This window comes from Novosphingobium sp. 9U, from assembly GCF_902506425.1.
Taxonomy (GTDB): Bacteria; Pseudomonadota; Alphaproteobacteria; order Sphingomonadales; family Sphingomonadaceae; genus Novosphingobium.
Window position 1 is genome coordinate 185,749 of sequence record NZ_LR732469.1, and the last position, 17,812, is coordinate 203,560.

Annotated in this window: 15 protein-coding genes; 9 read left to right on the forward strand and 6 right to left on the reverse strand. The window is 66.5% G+C overall.

Annotation, left to right across the window (positions count from 1 at the left end):
* Window positions 1–171 precede the first annotated feature (171 nt).
* Window positions 172–1,449 carry an MFS transporter gene (locus GV044_RS00835; protein ID WP_159864149.1) on the reverse strand — a complete coding sequence of 426 codons (1,278 nt, stop codon included), beginning with the start codon at window positions 1,447–1,449 and terminating at the stop codon, window positions 172–174.
* Window positions 1,450–1,641: 192 nt separating this feature from the next.
* Here GV044_RS00835 and GV044_RS00840 point away from each other — a divergent pair, with 192 nt between their 5' ends.
* The 6 genes from GV044_RS00840 to rutA all read left to right on the forward strand — a co-directional run bounded on the left by GV044_RS00840 (window position 1,642) and on the right by rutA (window position 6,852).
* Complete coding sequence (locus GV044_RS00840; protein ID WP_159864152.1) at window positions 1,642–2,436, forward strand: SDR family oxidoreductase; 795 nt, start codon at window positions 1,642–1,644, stop codon at window positions 2,434–2,436.
* A gap of 141 nt (window positions 2,437–2,577) precedes the next feature.
* Window positions 2,578–3,768, forward strand: coding sequence for an acyltransferase (locus tag GV044_RS00845; protein ID WP_159864155.1), 1,191 nt, complete (start codon window positions 2,578–2,580; stop codon window positions 3,766–3,768).
* A gap of 11 nt (window positions 3,769–3,779) precedes the next feature.
* The gene (gene rutB / locus GV044_RS00850) at window positions 3,780–4,508 is read left to right on the forward strand and encodes a pyrimidine utilization protein B (protein ID WP_159864158.1); all 729 of its coding nucleotides are present in this window, start codon (window positions 3,780–3,782) and stop codon (window positions 4,506–4,508) included.
* A 4-nt stretch (window positions 4,509–4,512) separates the two neighbouring features.
* Window positions 4,513–4,896 carry a pyrimidine utilization protein C gene (gene rutC, locus GV044_RS00855; RefSeq protein WP_159864161.1) on the forward strand — a complete coding sequence of 128 codons (384 nt, stop codon included), beginning with the start codon at window positions 4,513–4,515 and terminating at the stop codon, window positions 4,894–4,896.
* Entirely contained in the window at window positions 4,889–5,674 is a 786-nt protein-coding gene (gene rutD / locus GV044_RS00860; RefSeq protein WP_159864164.1) for a pyrimidine utilization protein D, read from the forward strand. Before rutC ends, rutD begins: the two co-directional genes overlap by 8 nt.
* A 104-nt stretch (window positions 5,675–5,778) precedes the next feature.
* Window positions 5,779–6,852, forward strand: coding sequence for a pyrimidine utilization protein A (rutA, locus tag GV044_RS00865; RefSeq protein WP_159864167.1), 1,074 nt, complete (start codon window positions 5,779–5,781; stop codon window positions 6,850–6,852).
* Here rutA and GV044_RS00870 read toward each other — a convergent pair.
* The 5 genes from GV044_RS00870 to GV044_RS00890 all read right to left on the reverse strand — a co-directional run bounded on the left by GV044_RS00870 (window position 6,839) and on the right by GV044_RS00890 (window position 14,740).
* Window positions 6,839–7,585: an SDR family NAD(P)-dependent oxidoreductase gene (locus GV044_RS00870; RefSeq protein ID WP_159864170.1), complete on the reverse strand. Its 747-nt coding sequence runs from the start codon at window positions 7,583–7,585 to the stop codon at window positions 6,839–6,841. The two genes, rutA and GV044_RS00870, sit on opposite strands and share 14 nt — an antisense overlap.
* Window positions 7,586–7,674: 89 nt before the next feature.
* Window positions 7,675–8,661: an L-histidine N(alpha)-methyltransferase gene (gene egtD, locus GV044_RS00875; RefSeq protein WP_159864173.1), complete on the reverse strand. Its 987-nt coding sequence runs from the start codon at window positions 8,659–8,661 to the stop codon at window positions 7,675–7,677.
* A gap of 2 nt (window positions 8,662–8,663) precedes the next feature.
* Entirely contained in the window at window positions 8,664–9,899 is a 1,236-nt protein-coding gene (gene egtB / locus GV044_RS00880) for an ergothioneine biosynthesis protein EgtB (protein ID WP_159864176.1), read from the reverse strand.
* Between the two features lie 569 nt (window positions 9,900–10,468).
* Window positions 10,469–12,610 carry a M13 family metallopeptidase gene (locus GV044_RS00885; RefSeq protein ID WP_159864179.1) on the reverse strand — a complete coding sequence of 714 codons (2,142 nt, stop codon included), beginning with the start codon at window positions 12,608–12,610 and terminating at the stop codon, window positions 10,469–10,471.
* Between the two features lie 300 nt (window positions 12,611–12,910).
* Window positions 12,911–14,740, reverse strand: a complete 1,830-nt coding sequence (locus tag GV044_RS00890) for an ABC transporter transmembrane domain-containing protein (RefSeq protein WP_159864182.1) — start codon at window positions 14,738–14,740, stop codon at window positions 12,911–12,913.
* A gap of 237 nt (window positions 14,741–14,977) precedes the next feature.
* On the opposite strand from GV044_RS00890, the gene GV044_RS00895 reads away from it, so the two are divergent.
* The 3 genes from GV044_RS00895 to GV044_RS00905 all read left to right on the forward strand — a co-directional run bounded on the left by GV044_RS00895 (window position 14,978) and on the right by GV044_RS00905 (window position 17,737).
* Window positions 14,978–16,222, forward strand: a complete 1,245-nt coding sequence (locus GV044_RS00895; protein ID WP_159870628.1) for a polyhydroxyalkanoate depolymerase — start codon at window positions 14,978–14,980, stop codon at window positions 16,220–16,222.
* Between the two features lie 101 nt (window positions 16,223–16,323).
* Window positions 16,324–17,058 carry a murein L,D-transpeptidase catalytic domain-containing protein gene (locus GV044_RS00900; protein ID WP_371741543.1) on the forward strand — a complete coding sequence of 245 codons (735 nt, stop codon included), beginning with the start codon at window positions 16,324–16,326 and terminating at the stop codon, window positions 17,056–17,058.
* Window positions 17,059–17,134: 76 nt separating this feature from the next.
* Window positions 17,135–17,737, forward strand: a complete 603-nt coding sequence (locus tag GV044_RS00905) for a TetR/AcrR family transcriptional regulator (RefSeq protein WP_236554575.1) — start codon at window positions 17,135–17,137, stop codon at window positions 17,735–17,737.
* Window positions 17,738–17,812 lie beyond the last annotated feature (75 nt).

Consider the following 17,812-nt stretch of genomic DNA (forward strand, 5'->3'; position numbering starts at 1 on the left):
GCTCCGGCTCCTGCCGCCCCAGCCATCGCCAAGGCGATATCGCTGTTCTCGCCAGTCTAGCCGCCGTTCGCGGCCTCCAAATGGACCTGCGAGACCGTTTCGCGGGACCAATGTTCTCCAGCAGAGGCATCGGCGCGAATCACCTGACGCCGCGGCGGGCTCGAACGCGCGTTATCCGATGCGGGCGCGATCGCGTTGCCACGGCAGGAGCAGGAACAGCGAGCTCCCCACAGCGACGCTGCCCGCCACGAAGAAGAGGTACGGCGAGAAGCTCCCCGATGCGGATAGCGACCAGCTGATGCCAAGCGCGCCCAATGCGGACGCCAGGAACGAGACGCAGTACAGTAGGCTGAGCGTCGTCGCGTAGATGCGCAGCTGGAAGTAGCGTGCGACTAGGAACGAGATCAAATCGCTCTCCGCACCGATCGAGAGGCCCACCAGGAACATGGCCGCGCCGATCACCGTCACGCTGTCGAGCGTGCTGCCCAGAAGCGCAAAGCCGATCGCGGGCAGGATCATCGAGAGCGCCGTCACCGGCGGCGTCGGATAACGGTCGAGCGCCAGCCCGCAGGAGATCCGTCCGACGATGGTGCCAAAGGCGTAGAGCGGGACGATGTTGGCCGCCGCTTGCGCCGAGATGCCGTTGTCGACCAGCATCAGGTTCATCTGGCTAGAATGCAGCGGCGTCTGCAGGAGGCACAGGAACATGCCGCCAAGGACGATCCAGAACACGCCGCTGCCCGTGATCGTCCGATAATCCTGCCGCGCCGTGCGCCCGGCAGGATCGACCGTCGGCACGCTTTCGGGCACCATCTCCGGACTCTGGCGTACGCGGCCCTGCCCCCGCGGGATCAGCGCCAGCGCGGCGAGCCCCCCGGCCAGCGTCAGGGCGCCGAGCGCGAGATAGGCGCTGCGCCAGCCGAAGTGCTCGATCCACCAGTTCAGTGCCGGCACCAGCACGATCGCCAGTGCTGCCGGAAAACAGTTGACCACCGTCAAGGCAAGACCGGTGGCACGCTCGAACTTCTCGGCAACCAGGCGTGTGTAGACCAGCGGGCTTGTGAGGCTCGCGACGGCAAGCACCACCGTGAAGATCGTCGCGTACCAGACGAAGTCGCCGTTCTGCATGGCGTAGGCGACGAAGCAGAGCGGCACCAGCAGCGTGCCGAGCAAGGCGACGCGGCGCACGCCGACCCGATCGGTCAGGCGGCCGACCACAGGCAGCACCAGCAGCGTCGACAAGGTGGCGATGCCGATCAGCGCGAACTGCGCCCGCGACCACCCGAATTCGCGGATCAGGTGCGGAGCGAAGGCACTGTTGGTATAGGCGAACAGCGGCAGGCTGGTGCCCGATCCGAGGCTCGCCGCCAGCAACGACCGCCAATTGCGGCGCATTTCGCCCCAGTAACTCACATCGCCATCCCCGCAGCGCCGCTCGGAAGGCGGCATTCGTGCGCCGTTGTCCGCGATGCGCCTTCCAATGTCGAGGGCGTGCGGTTTGAAGGAAACGGCGCTCTCCCCACGCCTGTCCCGCACGAGCGATACTTGCGGGTGAAAGCAGTTGGCGTTTCGACAGCCACGCATCGAGCGGCTAGCCAAGCGCCCAACTTTGCGAATCGCAACAATCGGGGAGCTGCCGAAATGAAGATCGACAACACCATCGCCGCCATCGTCACCGGTGGCGCCTCGGGCCTGGGCCGCGCAAGTGCCAAGGCGCTGGCCGATGCCGGGGTGAAGGTCGCCATCTTCGACATCAGCGAAGAAGCCGGCGAGGCGTTCGCGTCCGAGATCGGTGGCGTGTTCTGCAACGTGAACATTATGGACGAAGAGAGCGTGGAAGCCGGCTTCGCCAAGGCCCGTGAGGCGCATGGCCAGGAGCGGATCGTGGTCCACTGCGCGGTTGTCGCCGGTGGCGGCAAGACGGTGTCGTTCGACAAGAAGACCGGCGCTTACAAGCGCACCGCGACCGAGCAGATCGCGCGCTCGGCCGAAGGCATCTTCACCGCCAGCTACCGCGTCGCCTCCATTGCGGCGCTGGGCATGGCAAACGCCGATCCGCTGAACGAGGATGGCGAGCGTGGCTCGATCATCTTCACTTCGTCGGCAGCATCGCAGGATGGCCAGGTCGGCCAGGTCGCCTACGGCGGCGGCAAGGGCGCAGTGAACGCCATGGTCCTGCCGATGGCGCGCGACCTGATGGACCTGGGCATCCGCGTCAACGCGATCCTGCCCGGCACTTTCGCCACTCCGCCGATGCTGCGCGTCAAGGAGCATGCGCCCGAGGTGTTCGAAGGTCTCGGCAAGGCCGTCCCCTTCCCCAAGCGCCTGGGCAACCCCGAGGAGTTCGCCAGCTTGGTGCTCGAGCTTGCACGCAACACCTACATGAACGGCCAGCTGATCCGTCTCGACGGCGCGATCCGCATGCCGCCCAAGTAAGCGGGCTTTTCCAGGCAGAGTGAAGGGCCGTGCCGGAAGGTGCGGCCCTTTCTGGTTCGGAAGGGTGTGCCGCACCGTGCAAGTCGAAGCGTTAACCTTCCTTCTCTAGAGGCTGAGGGCTCGGCGGAGGGTTCCTTGGGATTGTTGCGGCTACTTCTGGCGCTTGCGGTGCTAGTCAGCCATGCTGGCTTGCAGGGCCGCCCGCTGCTCGTCGATGGCCCCGTGGCAGTGCAGATCTTCTACATCGTTTCAGGCTTCTACATGGGCCTGGTACTGAACGAACGCTACGATCGGCTGGCCCTCAACAGGGTGTTCTACGTGAACCGGCTGGCGCGCATCTATCCAGTCTACTTCGCCTTCCTCGCGCTCTATCTTGCCGTTTTCGCATTGCTGCAGTGGAGCACTGGCACCTCGCCATTAGCGCCATACTTTGGGGCCGGCGTGAGCATTGCCGACAAGGTCCTGCTGGGGCTGCTGAACCTGACCGTCGTGGGGCAGGACCTCACCTTTTACCTCGCTCCGGCAGACGGGCATCTGGTGCGAAGCGCCATGCCGTTCCAGCAAGGCGGCCACGAGGTGTTCCGCTTCATGGCCATTCCGATGGCATGGTCGCTCGCGCTGGAGCTGTACTTCTACGCCGTCGCGCCGTTCATCGCCCGCCGTCCGGTTCGGCAGATCGCGTGCGTGATGGTACTCTCGCTGCTCGCCCGGATCGTGGCAGCGTGCGCGGGCGTGAGCGCCGATCCATTCAGCTACCGCTTCTTCCCGTTCGAGCTTGCCCTCTTCCTGGCAGGTGTCCTCGGCTATCGAGCGTGGGCGGCATCGCCCCGGGCATGGCAAGGCACGCGTCCAAGGCTGCTCGCCGTCGCCGCCGTGGCCGCGGTCGTGTTCTACCCCGTCCTGCTCGGAAATTGGTCGGAGATCGCGTTCTTCACGCCGGCGCGCGTGACGACGCTCGCCCTCATGGCGGTCGCTCTCCCTGCGATCCACGAGTGTAGCCGCAACTGGCGGGCTGACCGCAGGATCGGCGAATTGTCGTTCCCGCTCTACCTTGGTCACCTTCTCGTCCTGGGTTTGATCCCCAGGACCGGCATGCTGGAGAGCCATCCGCTGCTTTATCTTGCGGCTGCCATCACCGTCAGCGGCCTTCTGGCCTGGTTCGTGGTGCGGTTCGTCGAGAGCGGCGTCGAGCGCTGGCGCCGTCGCAACGCCGCGCGAGCTGGAGCAGTGGACCGCGCTCAGGAGCCTCCGCGCGTCCCCGACATCGAGCGCACTTACAAGCCACCATGCCCGGTGCACCTGTCCGCTTGCCAAGGGAGCGTCGCTGCCTGATACTCCGCTAAGTGACAGAGCCGATCGTCGATCCTCATCCGGCAGGCGACACGCAGACCGTGGTCCTGCCCGCCCGGCCGCAGTCCGTTCGCCTCGATCCGGCGACGACCGCCGTGATCGTGGTCGACATGCAGAACGCCTATGCCAGCAAGGGCGGCTACGTCGACGAAGCCGGCTTCGATGTCGAACCGGCCGCAGGCGTGATCGCGCAAGTGGCCAAGGTGGTCGACGCAGCGCGCGCGGCACGCATGCCGGTGGTGTTCCTGCAGAACGGGTGGGATCCGGATTATGCCGAGGCCGGCACGCCGCTCTCGCCCAACTATCACAAGTCCAATGCGCTGAAGACGATGCGCGCTCGGCCAGAGCTATCCGGCCGGTTCCTGGCTCGAGGCGGGTGGGACTACGAGCTGGTCGAGGCACTCACGCCGCAGCCCGGCGACATCCGGGTGCACAAGCCGCGCTATTCCGCCTTCTTCAACTCGCAGCTCGACAGCGTGCTGCGCGCGCGCGGCATCCGCACGCTGGTGTTCACCGGCATCGCCAGCAACGTCTGCGTGGAATCGACGCTGCGCGACGGGTTCCACCTCGAATACTTCGGCGTCCTGTTGGAGGATGCGACCCACCATCTGGGTCCGGACTTCACCCGGCAAGCGACGCTCTACAATGTCGAGATGTTCTTCGGCTGGATCAGCACCGTCGCCGATTTCTGCGGCGCGGTGAACCAGCTTCCACAGGAGTAGCCGCTTGCCCTTCGAGCCGATCAACCCGCCCGCATTCCCCCCGCCAATCGCGCCCTACTCCGCCGGAGCGAAGGCGGGCAACGTGCTCTACGTATCGGGCATGCTGGCTTTGGGCGAAGGCGGCAGCGTGCTCCACATCGGCGATCCGGCGGCACAGACGCGCCACGTCCTCGAAGCGATCAGGACGACGGTGGAGGCCGCCGGCGGCACCATGGCCGACATCGCGATGAACCACATCTTCCTGAAGAGCATGGCCGATTACGCCGCGTTTAACGGGGTCTATGCTGAGTACTTCCCCGGCGACAAGCCGGCGCGCTACTGCATCAAGTGCGATCTGGTGAAGCCCGAGTGCCTGGTCGAGATCGCCAGCGTGGCGCACCTTGCCTGAGGCCGCGGGGCTCTTCTACGAAACCCACGGCGATCCCGCGAACCCGCCGCTGATCCTCTCGAGCGGGTTGGGTGGATCGGCCGGATACTGGGCGCCGAACGTTGCGGCGCTAGCGACACGCTTCCACGTCATCGCCTACGATCACCGCGGCACCGGCCGGAGCGACCGCGCGCTGCCTGACGCCAGCATCGGTGCCATGGCGAGCGACGTGCTGGCTTTGTTGGACGCGCTGGGGATCGAGCGGGCCGATGTGATCGGCCATGCGCTCGGCGGCCATGTCGCGCTCGAACTGGCTCGGACAGCGCCCGAGCGCGCGGGGCGCCTGGTCGTGATCAACGGCTGGTCCAGTCTCGATCCGCAGACAGCACGCTGCTTCGACGTGCGTCTGACTTTGCTTCGCAGCGCCGGCGCGCGGGCCTACCTCCAGGCACAGCCCTTGTTCCTGTTTCCCGCCACCTGGTTGTCCGATCACGACGCGCAGCTTTGCGCTGAACTAGAGACGCACCTGGCGCACTGGCCCGGCGACGCGACGATCGAAGCCAGGATCACGGCAGTGGCAGCGTTCGATGCGTCGGCGTGGTTGCACGAGATCGGCAGTCCGGTGCTGTTCGTGTGTGCCGTGGACGATCTCCTGGTGCCTTGGACGTGCTCGGCGCGAATGGTGGAGCGGCTCGGCGCATCGGCGGAACTGGTGCGGTTCGCCCATGGCGGACATGCCTGCAACGTGACCGAGGCAGAGCGCTTCAACGAAGCCGTCCTGGGGTTCCTGACAACATGACCACCTCACCCGTTCGTGTCGAGCGTAGTCGAGACGCGCTGGTGCGGCGCGATGTGTCTCGACTTCGCTCGATACGAACGGGAACTCAGCGGAGGTAAGCAACCATGCAAGTCGGCGTTTTCGTTCCCATCAACAACAACGGCTGGCTGATCAGCGAGAACGCGCCGCAGTACCTGCCCAGCTTCGATCTTAACAAGCAGATCGCCCAGAGCGCGGAAAAGCACGGCCTCGATTTCCTGCTCTCGATGATCAAACTGCGCGGGTTCGGCGGCAAGACGCAGTTCTGGGAGTATGGGCTGGAGAGCTTCACGCTGATGACGGGCCTCGCCGCCGTGACCGAGCGGATCAAGATCTACGCCACCTGCCCCACGCTGATCATCCCACCGGCCTTCGCGGCACGGATGTGCAACACGATCGATTCTATCAGCCACGGCCGCTTCGGCCTGAACCTCATCACCGGCTGGCAGCCGCCCGAGTACACGCAAATGGGGCTGTGGCCGGGCGACGAGCACTTCCGCAACCGCTACCAGGTGCTCGACGAATATGCCCGCATCCTGCGCGAGTTGTGGGAGACCGGGCGCAGCGACTTCAAGGGTCGGTTCTATCAGATGGATGACTGCCGGGTCGAACCGCGGCCTGAAGCGGAGATGAAGATCATCTGCGCCGGATCGTCGGACGCCGGGCTCGCGTTCTCGGCGCAGTGGGCGGACTATGCGTTTTGTCTGGGCGTGGGGGTCAACACGCCCACCTCCTTCGCCTCCAACAACACGCGCCTTGCGAAGTTCACGGCGGAGACGGGCCGTGCGGTGTCCGTCTTCGTGCTGATCATGATCATCGCCGCAGAGACCAACGAGGAGGCGATGGCGCGCTGGCAGCACATCAACGCCGGGGTCGACCTCGATGCGATCGCCTGGCTTGCCGACCAGGGCGCCAAGGACACGGTCAACACGGACACCAACGTGCGCCAGCTCGCCGCACCCGAGGGCGCGGTGAACATCAATATGGGCACGCTGGTCGGCAGCTACGAAAGCGTTGCGCGCATGCTGGACGAGATGGCGGAAGTGCCAAACACCGGCGGCGTGCTGCTGACGTTCGACGACTTCGTGGAAGGCGTCGAGACGTTCGGCACCCGCATCCAGCCGCTGATGAAGAGCCGCTCGGCCGTCACGTCACCGTGAAGCCGGCATCCACGTTCAGCACTTGGTTGGTCACCCGGTGCGCGGCAGGCGTCGCGAAGTAGAGCACGGCCGAACCGATGTCGCGCGGGGTGCACATGCCGAGCGGCGGGCGGCGATTGCCGGGTCCGACCGGTGGCGGCCCCTCTGCGCCGATCGCGCCGGGCGTGGCGACGCCGCCGGGCAGCACGGTATTGACGGTGATCGCATGCTCGGCCAGCTCGAACGCGGCCGTCATCGTCAACGTGGCGAGCCCGCCCTTCGAGGCGAGATAGGCCGAGAGGCCTTGCACGATCTGGCCCTCTAGCCCGCACGAGGCGCAATTGACGATGCGTCCGCCCTCACCCTTGGCGATCATCGCGCGCGCGACTTCGCGGATCAGCAAGTAGGGCGCGAGGCCGTTCACCGCGTGGAGGCGCTGCCAGTGCGCCGCGGTCCCGTCCAGCAGCAGTTCGCGATGCTGAAGCCCGGCGTTGTTGACCAGCACCCAGGGCGCGCCGTGGCGCTCGACAACTTGGGCCACCGCGGAAACGATCGAGGCTTCGTCCGCCAGATCGGCCAGCACGAAGTCAGCCGCCACGCCGCGCTCGACCTGGTCGCGAGCGCCCGGCTCATCGCGGTCGAGTATGACAACCTTGGCGCCTGCTTCGCTCAGGACTTCGCAGATTCCCAAGCCGATGCCCATGGCGCCGCCAGTCACGAGTGCGACGCGCCCACTCAAGTCGAACAAACCCATCGAACCGGCACTCCCCGTGATCGAGCGCTTAGCGCCCTGTCACGCCGACATGCCCCGCCTTGCGAACCCCGGCAAGCCGCGGGTCGCGCTCAGGCCGTCTGCTCGTTACCGATCGCCTGGGCGAGGATCACCATGAAGCGCCCTTGGGCGTCCATCCAGGTATGGCTCGGCTCCCAGCCCCCGGCGAGCAGCAGCGTGGCGGCACTGCGGCCTTCGTACTTGTGGCTGTTCTCCGTGTGGATCGTCTCGCCGCGGGAGAGGGAGAAGCTGCGCCCGGCAACCTCGAACGCGATATCGCGCCGGGCCTCCAGGTGCATTTCGATGCGGGCACGTGCATCGTTCCACACGGCGCGGTGAAGCAGCGCCTCCACCGGGATCGTGCCACCAAGCTCACGATTGATGCGGTGGGCCAGGTTGAGGTTGAACTCGGCCGTCACGCCCTGCGCATCGTCGTACGCCGCGGCGAGCACCGTCTCGTCCTTGATCCGGTCCATGCCGATCAGCAACTGGCTGCCGCTGCCCAGTGTCGCGCGCATGGTTCGCAGCAGGTCGACGGCGGCCGCAGGCTCCATGTTGCCGATGGTGGAGCCTGGGAAGAACCCCAGGCGCGGCTGCGAGGACAAAGCCGCGGGCAACTGCGCGGGTTCGCTGAAGTCCGCTTCGACCGGATGGATCGGCAAGCCCGGATAGCGCGCGGCCAGCGGCGCGCAGCTTTCCCGCAGGAAGTCGCCCGAGATGTCGATCGGCACGTAGCCGGAAGGGGCGATGCAATCGAGCAGCAGTGGGGTCTTGGTGGCGCTGCCCGCGCCGAACTCGACCACGACCCTGCCGGGCCCCACGGTCGAGGCGATCTCCGCGCAGCGCTCCGACAGGATGCCGACTTCGGTGCGCGTCGGGTAGTACTCGGGCAGGACGGTGATCGCTTCGAACAGTTCGCTGCCGCGGTGGTCGTAGAACCAGCGGGCCGGGATCGCCTTGCGCGATTGCGACAGGCCGGTCAGTACGTCTTCGCGAAACTGGATGTGGAGCGTGTCGGAGGCACGGTCGTCCTCCCGGATCAGCGCTGTCGTGGCCATCGTCAGAGATCCTTGGCGAGGCGCAGACCGGTGAACTGCCAGCGCTGATGAGGGTAGAAGAAGTTGCGATAGCTGGCGCGGGAGTGACCGCGGGGCGTGGCGCAACTGGCGCCGCGCAGCACGAACTGGCCGCTCATGAACTTGCCGTTGTACTCGCCCACCGCGCCTGCGGCCGGACGGAAGCGCGGGTAGGGCAGGTAGGCGGAACGCGTCCACTGCCACACGTCTCCGAACAGGGTAGACCCGCCGGCAGGGCTGACGGCTCCACCCTGATCGAACTGGTTGCCCGATCGCGCATCGTGGGCCTGCCCGATTGCTTCCCACTCGAACTCCGTGGGCAAGCGCAGCCCGGCCCAGGACGCGAAGGCATCGGCCTCGTAATACGAGATGTGCGTGACCGGCGCATCCGGATCGCGCACCCGCCAACCCTCGAGCATAAAGCTTTCGCCCTGTCGCCAATAGAGCGGCGCGTCGATGCCCTCGCGCTGCACCCAAGCCCAGCCGTCGGAAAGCCACGGGGCAGCCGTGCGATAGCCACCGTCGGCGATGAAGGCATCCCAGTCGCGCTGGGTGACGAGGCGGTCGGCCAATGCGAAAGGCTCGATCAGCACCCTGTGCGACGGGCCCTCGTTATCGAAGGCGAACCCCTCGCCGCCATGTCCGATGCGGGCGATGCCGCCCGGGTGCTCGTACCAGCCGCTGGGCGACGGGCTGCGCTGCGTCGCTCCTCTTGCGGGAGCGTATGCGGGGCCGAGCGGATTGCTCCACAGCGCATGCTTGATGTCGGTGAGCAGGAGTTCCTGATGCTGCTGCTCGTGCTGGATGCCCAGTTCGATCAGTGGCGCCAGTTCCGGACGCGTCAGCAACGGCGCGAGCGCGGCGTCGACATGCGCGCGCCAAGCCAGCACCTCGTCGAGGCTCGGCCGCGAGAGCAGGCCACGCGCGGCGCGGGCATGGCGAGCGCCTTCCGCTTCGTAGTAGGAGTTGAACAGGAAGGGCCAGCGCTCGTCGAAGCGCGTGTAGCCCGGCAGGTGATCGCGCAGCAGGAAGGTCTCGAAGAACCACGTCGTGTGCGCCAGGTGCCACTTCGCCGGCGAGGCGTCGGGCATCGACTGAACGGTGGCGTCGGCATCGCTCAGCGGCGCGACCAAAGCCTCGCTCAAGAGCCGAGTGGCTCGAAAACGTTCTGCCTGAGATGCTCCCCAGGCCGCTCCGCTCAGAGTGGTCGCAGCCTCCATGCGCGGTTAACGTACGATAAGCGCATCGGCTCCCGCAAGGCCGTTGCCCCCGGGGGAAAGTCGACGCGATCACGGGGCGCGAGCGCCAGGGCAGGCGAACCGCGGGGAATGGGGGAGCGATGAAGCTACGGACCCATTCGGCGCCAGTTCCGGACCGAGCCTAAGGAACACGCGCCAGGATCAAGGGGTCAGTTTTGGCTGGTACACATTCGCATCGTATCACCTCTTCGTTGGCGAGAGGGGAACACGAGCCTGGCGTGGTCGCCTGAGACACTCGCGCGCTTTAGCCTTTGGTGACGCGGGGCAAGCTGCTTCCCATTCAAAAGCCGCGGGTCGGAAGGTGTGACTTCGCGAGAGCGTCCGACCAGCTCTCTCGGGAACACCTCAACCTTATGGGTAGAGATTGAGGGTGTCACGAAAGGTTTGCTGCTGGTGGTGGAAGTTGGGGTTGATGCCGTGAGGAAGCGGACGGGCTTGAACAAGCTCAGCCCGGGCAGTCTCGGTGGTAAATCACGCAAGAAGCTCTAGCCTGCCCCCTCCCCTTGAGGGGAGAGGGCAAAGCGAGCCGATCACCAGATCCGCACGCGCTGCTCGGGCGGCAGGTACAGCTTGTCGCCCGGCTTCACGTTGAACGCCTTGTACCACTCGTCGAAGTTCCGGACGATGCCGTTGATGCGGTACTGGTCGGGCGAGTGCGGGTCGACGATCAGGTATTGCCGCCCCTGCGCCTCGCGGATCTTCGAACGCCAGACTTGCGCCCAGCCCAGGAAGAAGCGCTGGTCGCCGGTCATGCCACCGATCACCTTGTCGGGCTTGCCGTTCAGCGAGAGCTTGTAGGCGCGGTAAGCCAGGCTGAGACCGCCGAGATCGCCGATGTTCTCGCCCATCGTCAGCTTGCCGTTCACGCAGGTCTTGCCCTCGTCGTAGGGGCACAGCGCATCGTATTGCGCGGCGAGCTTGTCCTGCAGCTTCTGGAAATTGGCCTGGTCCTGCGCCGTCCACCAATCGCGCAAGTTGCCGGTGCCGTCGTACTTCGAGCCCTGGTCGTCGAAGCCGTGGCCCATCTCGTGGCCGATCACGCCGCCGATCGCGCCGTAGTTCACCGCCGGATCGGCCGAGAGGTTGAAGAACGGCGGCTGCAGGATCGCGGCCGGGAACACGATCTCGTTCAGCGGCGGGTTGTAATAGGCGTTGACCGTCTCGGGCAGCATCAGCCACTCCTTGCGATCGACCGGCTTGCCGAGGCGGCGCATCTGGTCCTGCTGCTTCCATGCTTCGGCGTTGATGGCGTTGCCGAGCGCGTCGGTAGGCGAGATCGTCAGGCCTTCGTAGGTCTTCCACTCGTCCGGTGCGCCGATCTTGGTGGTGAATGCGTCGAGCTTGGCTTCCGCTTCCTTGCGCGTTGCCGGACCCATCCAGGCGAGGTCCTGCAGGTTCGCAGCCATGGCCTTGCGCAAGTTGCCGACGAGGTCCGCCATCGCCGCCTTCTGCGCCGGCGGATAGTACTTGGCGGCGTAGATCCGGCCGAGCAGTTCGCCGATCTGACCCTCGACCGCGGAGATGCCACGCTTCCAACGCGGGCGCTGTTCTGGCTGGCCGCTCAGCACCTTGCCATAGAAGGCGAAGTTCGCGTCATCAATCTCCTTGGGGAGGTAAGAGGCGTGCGCCGCGACGAAGCGGGTCGCCAGCCACGCCTGCCAGGTCGCGATCGGCGCGCTGTTCACCAGCTTGGCCGTCGCCGGCACGCCGCCGCCGAACAGCGCCTGGGCCTTGGCAGCATCAATCCCGGCGGTCTTCAGCTCATCGGCCGTCGGCGGCATCTGCGACACGACGACGTACTGCGGCGACACGCCCAGTGCTTGGAAGAACGCGTTCATCTCGCCAGGTGTGGCAAGCGCTTCCGCCTCTGCGCGCGACAGCTTGTTGTAGGTGAGTTCGGGGTTGCGCTGCGCGGCGCGGTCCCACTTGGCCTGCGCCAGTTGCGTCTCGAGCGCCAGGATCGCCTTGGCCGTGCCCGGCGCGTCGGCATAGCCGAGCTTGCCGAGCAGGAACGTCGTGTACTCCAGGTACTTGGCCCGGATCTCCTGCGACTTGGCGTCGTTCTTCAGGTAGTAGTCGCGGTCCGGCAGGCCTAGGTCGCCCTGGCTCAGATAGAGCGCGTAGATGCCGCTCTGCTTCTCGTCCGGGTCCATGCTGGCATCGATCGGCGAGGCGAAGCCGGGCTGGCCGAACAGGCTCATCAGCTTGGTCGGGGTGTTCGCGGCCTGGATCTTGGCGAGGTAGGGCTTGAGCGGCGCCATGCCCTTGGCATCGATCGCCGCGGTGTCGGTGAAGGCCTTGTACGCGTTCGCCAGGCGCTCCTCGGCGGTGCCAGGCGCCTGCTTGGTGGCGGCCAGCCCATCGAGGATGTCGTGCAAGCGCGCGATCGAAAGGTTGTTGAGAATGTCGAACGAGCCGAAGCGCGAGCGGTCGGCCGGGATCTCGGTCTGGCTCAGCCACTTGCCGTTGACGTAGGTGTTGAAGTCGTCGCCCGGCTTGACGCTCGGCTCGAAGTACTTGGTCTGCACACCGAACGTGCCCCAGTCGGTCTCAGGCTGGACGGCAGCCGCGTCAGCCTTGGCAGGAGTTGCGGTCTGCGCCTGGGCACAGGGCGATGTGGCCAGCGCCGCCAGCGAGGCGGCGGCAAGAAGCGAGGTGAAGCGAAGAGGCAAGAGGCGAGGTCCTTCCCGGATCTGTAGCTGCGACCATGATGGCCAGCGGGTGCCGGACGGCCCCGCGCGATGGCCAAGGAGATAAGCGGATTCGCCGGGCAATCCAGTCCCTTGATCGGGTGGCGTTGCAGGTTGGTCGATCAAGGCGAGTCGATCCTCCCATACGAGGGGAGGTGGTGCACACGTACTGTGTGACGGAGGGGGGGCACCGCCAGCGGAGTGCTCGACCGAAAGGGTTACACCCCTCCGTTAGCCGCTCCGCGCCTGCCAGCTCCCCTTGCAGGGGGAAGATCTCAGGCCTCACCCATGCGGCGTCACATGCGGCGCATCGAACTGCAGCGCCGCCAGCCGTGCATAGAGCCCACCGGCCGCGCTCAGCCGCTCGTGCGTGCCTTCCTCGACGATGCGGCCTTCGTCCATGACCACGATCCGGTCCGCCTGGCGCACGGTGGCGAGGCGGTGCGCGATCACCAGCGTCGTGCGGTCCTTCATCAGCCGGTCGAGAGCGTCCTGCACCAGCCGCTCGCTCTCGGCATCGAGCGCGCTGGTCGCCTCGTCGAGCAGCAGGATCGGCGCATCGCGCAAGATGGCGCGCGCAATCGCCAGCCGCTGGCGCTGGCCGCCCGAGAGGCGCGCCCCGCCCTCGCCCAGGAAGGTGTCCAGCCCTTGCGGCAGTTCGCGCAGAAAGGTCTCGGCGTTGGCAGCGCGGGCGGCTTCCCAAATCTGCTCGTCGCTCGCGTCCCAGCGGCCGTAGCGCAAGTTGTCGCGCGCGTCGGCGGCGAACAGGACGCCCTCCTGCGGCACCAGCGCGATGCGGCGGCGCACTTCGTCCGGGTCGGCGGAGGTGAGCGGCACGCCGTCGATCTTGATGGTGCCGGTCTGCGGATCGTAGAATCGCTCGGCGAGCAGGAACAGCGTAGACTTGCCCGCCCCCGACGGGCCGACGATCGCGACAGTCTCGCCCGGCTCCACGGTCAGGGAGAACTCTCGCACAGAGGCTTGAGTCGGACGCGAGGGATAGCGGAAGGTGACCCGCTCGAAGGCGATCTGCCCCCGCGGCGGGCTGGGCAGTGCGAGCGGCCGTGCAGGTGCGGCGATCAGCGGCCGCTCGCCGAGCAGTTCGGCGAGGCGGCTGGCCGCACCAGCGCCGCGCACGAGATCGCCGTAGACTTCGGTCAGCGAACCGAACGCGCCTGCGACGATGCCGCCCGTCACCACGAAGGCAGCGATGGTCCCGCCCGAGATCACCCCGTTGGCCACGTCGATCGCGCCGCGCCACATCAGAAGGGTGATGGAACCGAAGATCAGGAACATGATCACCGCCGTCATCACCGCGCGGATCATGATGCGCCGCTTGGCGACATCGAAGGTGCGCTCCACCGCGGCGCCGAAGCGGCTCGCCTCGCGCTTCTCCTGGTTAAAGGCCTGCACCACCCTCAGCGCGCCGAGCACTTCGGCGACCAGCGCGCCGATGTCGGCGACGCGGTCCTGGCTGGTGCGCGAGACGGTCCGCAGTTTTCGACCGAAGAATGCGATTGGCAGGATCACCACAGGGATCGCGAGCAGCAGCCCGAGCGTCAGTTGCGGCGCCAGTGCGAAGAGGTAGATCACCCCGCCCACCGCCATGATCGCATTGCGCAGCGCCACCGAGACGGTCGAGCCGACCACCTGCTCGATGATCGCGGTGTCGGCGGTCATTCGCGAGGCGATCTCCTTGGGGCTGTTCTCCTCGAAGAAGCTGGGCGACAGGCGCAGCAGGTTGTCCTGCACCGCCAGCCGCACGTCGGCGACCACGCGCTCGCCCAGCCAGGAAACGCTGTAGAAGCGCACCGCCGTGCCGATCGCCAGCACCACCACGATCAGCAGCAGCAACTCGAACCAGCCGCCGATATCCGCCGGGTTGCCGCCATTGGCGAAGCCGCGGTCGATGACGAGGCGGAACCCCGCGGGGATCGCCAGGGTCGCGCTGGCGGTGATGACCAGCGCCACCCCCGCCGTGACCAGCCGGCCCGGGTAATTCAGCAACTGGCGCCAGATCATCACGAGTGGCGACAGGCTGCGCCGGCGAAGCGCCTCCGCTTCGATGTCCGAGTTCTGTGCGAGCGGGGCCGGACCGGCTGCTGGTTCCATGCGGCGGCGCCTTACTCTTTCGCATGGAGCAGGGAAAGAGGTGGTTCCGGCCGGGCCGCTCCTGTCTGGGTTTAGGGCCAGCGTGTTGGCACGCACATCGCTGCACGCTGTCGGAGTGGGTCCATAGGCACGCCTCCTGGCCAAATGCCGCATTGCACAATAACCGGATGTGCACCAAATAGAGCGCATTGAAACGGATGCGGCGTGCAAGCGTCGCGGCCCGAGGAGATCGGCTTCGTGCTCTACAACGCATATGAACTTCAACGCACCATGCTCAGCGGAGCGGCCGCCTGGGCCTCTATCGGAGCGGAAGTTCTGTCCAACCCAGCGCTGCCCGTCGGCTACTTCGGCCTTGGTCCGGTGCTCGCCTCCGCGCTCGACGTCTTCGCACATGCAGCGGCACCGCGCGGCAAGCCTGCCTTCGGGATCAAGGAGGTCACGGCTGACGGCAAGACCTATGGCGTGACCGAATCGATCGTGGCGTACCGTCCCTTCGGCAACCTGCTGCGCTTCGAACGTGACGAGCTGCCCGCCGATGCGCCCAACCTGCTGATCGTTGCGCCGATGAGCGGCCACTACGCCACCCTGCTGCGCGGCACCGTCGCGCGCATGGCGCAGTCCTCACGCGTGTTCATCACCGATTGGGCCGACGCCAAGATGGTCCCGCTCGCGGAAGGCACCTTCGATCTCGACGACTACATCGACTATCTGATCGCCTTTCTCGAGCACATCGGCCCCGGCACTCACGTGCTGGCGGTGTGCCAGCCCTCGGTCCCCGCCATTGCTGCGACGGCCGTCATGTCCGCGCGCGAGCACCCCTGTCGTCCGGCCACCCTGACGATGATGGGCGGCCCGGTCGACACGCGCGAGGCGCCGACCAGCGTCAACGATGTGGCCATGCAGCAGCCGCTCTCGTGGTTCGAGAACAACGTCATCGCCACCGTGCCGATGACCTATCCGGGCGCCGGCCGGAAGGTCTATCCTGGGTTCCTGCAGCTCGCCGGCTTCATGTCGATGAACCTGCACACCCATCTGATGAGCCACTGGGCCATGTTCCAGCACCTGGTGCGCGGGGACGAGGACAGCGCGGACGCCACCAAGGCGTTCTATGACGAGTATCGCTCTGTCTGCGACATGGATGCCGAGTTCTACCTCCAGACGATCGAGCACGTGTTCCAGGAACACTCGCTGCCCAAGGGCGAGTTCGTCCACCATGGCGAGCGAATTGACCTCGGCGCCATTCGCGACACTGCGATCCTGGCGATCGAGGGCGAGAAGGACGACATCTCCGGCATCGGCCAGACCCGCGCCTCGCTGCACCTGGCCGCCAACCTGCCGGAAGCGCGCAAGAAGTATTTCCTGGCGCAGGACGTCGGCCACTACGGCATCTTCAACGGTAGCAAGTGGCGCAACCGCATCGCTCCGGTGGTCGAGGCCTGGATCGCCGAGCACCAGAGGCCTGCGCTCAAGATCGTCGCCTGACCGCATGATCGGATCGACTGGGCGCGAGATGCCTGTCCGCCTCGGGTGTGTCTCGCCGGCCGTACTGGTTAGATTAAGCGAAATCCGCTAGACCAATGCCCATGGATCGGATGCTAGGCAGACGCGATGTTCTGAAGGGTACGGTGGCGATCGGCACGGGGCTCGCTGCCGTCGGCTGGGCTACGCCCGGTCTGGCGCAAGCCTTGCCGGCGCCCCTGCCCACGACTGCAGCCCCCGCTGGAGCCCCGCTCGATGGGCTCTTGCCCGGCGCGGCCCCTGTCAGCCCCGCCGCCGCGCTGCCGACCTCGCCGGTCGGCACGCCCGAGTACAACCGCCGCATCCTGGCCAATGCCAAGCGTCAGGTCGAACGGCTCGGCAGCAAGCTGTGGCGCACCGACTTGGTCGGTATCGCCGACTTCTCGCGTCCTTCGTGGGAGCCGCGGCTGCACTTCGCCAACTTGGAGAACGGCACCGTTCGCTCTTTCCTGCTCGCGCACGGCAAGGGTTCGGACCTCAGCCACACCGGTTGGCTGCAGAACTTCTCCGACCAGTACGGCTCGCTCGCGACCTCGCGCGGCGCGTATCTGACGTGCGAGTGGTACACCGGCAAGTACGGCACCTCGATCCGCCTGGTCGGGCTTGATCCTGACAACCGCACCGCGCTCGAACGCATGATCGTGATGCACTCGGCCTGGTATGTCGATGCCGGCATGATCGCCAAGTGGGGCAAGATCGGCCGTAGCGACGGCTGCTTCGCCATGAGCCCGGCCGACTTCAACGAGGCCCTGTGGCACCTTTCGGGCGGGCGCCTGCTGTTCGCGGATCGCATCGTCTAGACTCGTCTGACTTGGGCGCGGACTCGCGTTCTCGCCAAGCATCGACAGCACCGGCCTGCGATGTTACGCGACCATGATGGCAACACTGAGCGGGACCAAGCTGGCCGAACCCACCGACGCGCGGCAAGTCCGCTCGCGCAAGGCCCTCAATGCGGCGCTGCTGGCGCTGCTGGAAGAGAAGCCGTTCGACCAGCTCACCATCCGCGAGATCAGCGCGCGCGCCGGCACCGGCTATGCGACCTTCTTTCGCCACTACGAGACCAAGGAAGCGCTGCTGGGCGATGTCGCGTCCGAGGAGATCGGCGGTCTGCTGGCGATGACGCTGCCGATCCTGGACCAGGCAAACAGCTACGATTCCACGCTGGCGCTGTGCGGCTACGTCGCCGAGCACCGCGCCTTGTGGTCGGCCCTCCTCGCCGGCGGCGCCGCAGCGATCGTGCGCAATGAGTTCATCCGCCAGGCGCGCCTCTTGCCGCTCGCCGCGCAGCAGCAGAAGCCGTGGCTTCCGGCTGACCTGGGCGTGGTGCACGGCACCGGCGCGATGATCGACGGTCTGGCGTGGTGGCTGACGATCGGCACCGACCTTTCGGCCGAGCAGATCGCCACGATCCTCCACCGGCTGATCATCGCGCCGCTAGTCGGGGACACAGCGCCGCGTGAGGCCGCTGCGGCGCAGTAGTCCGCGCAGGACCGCCGGTTCGCCTTTGTCTTCATCGATCGTGGCGTGACCAGGCGCCCGCTCCTATATACCTGC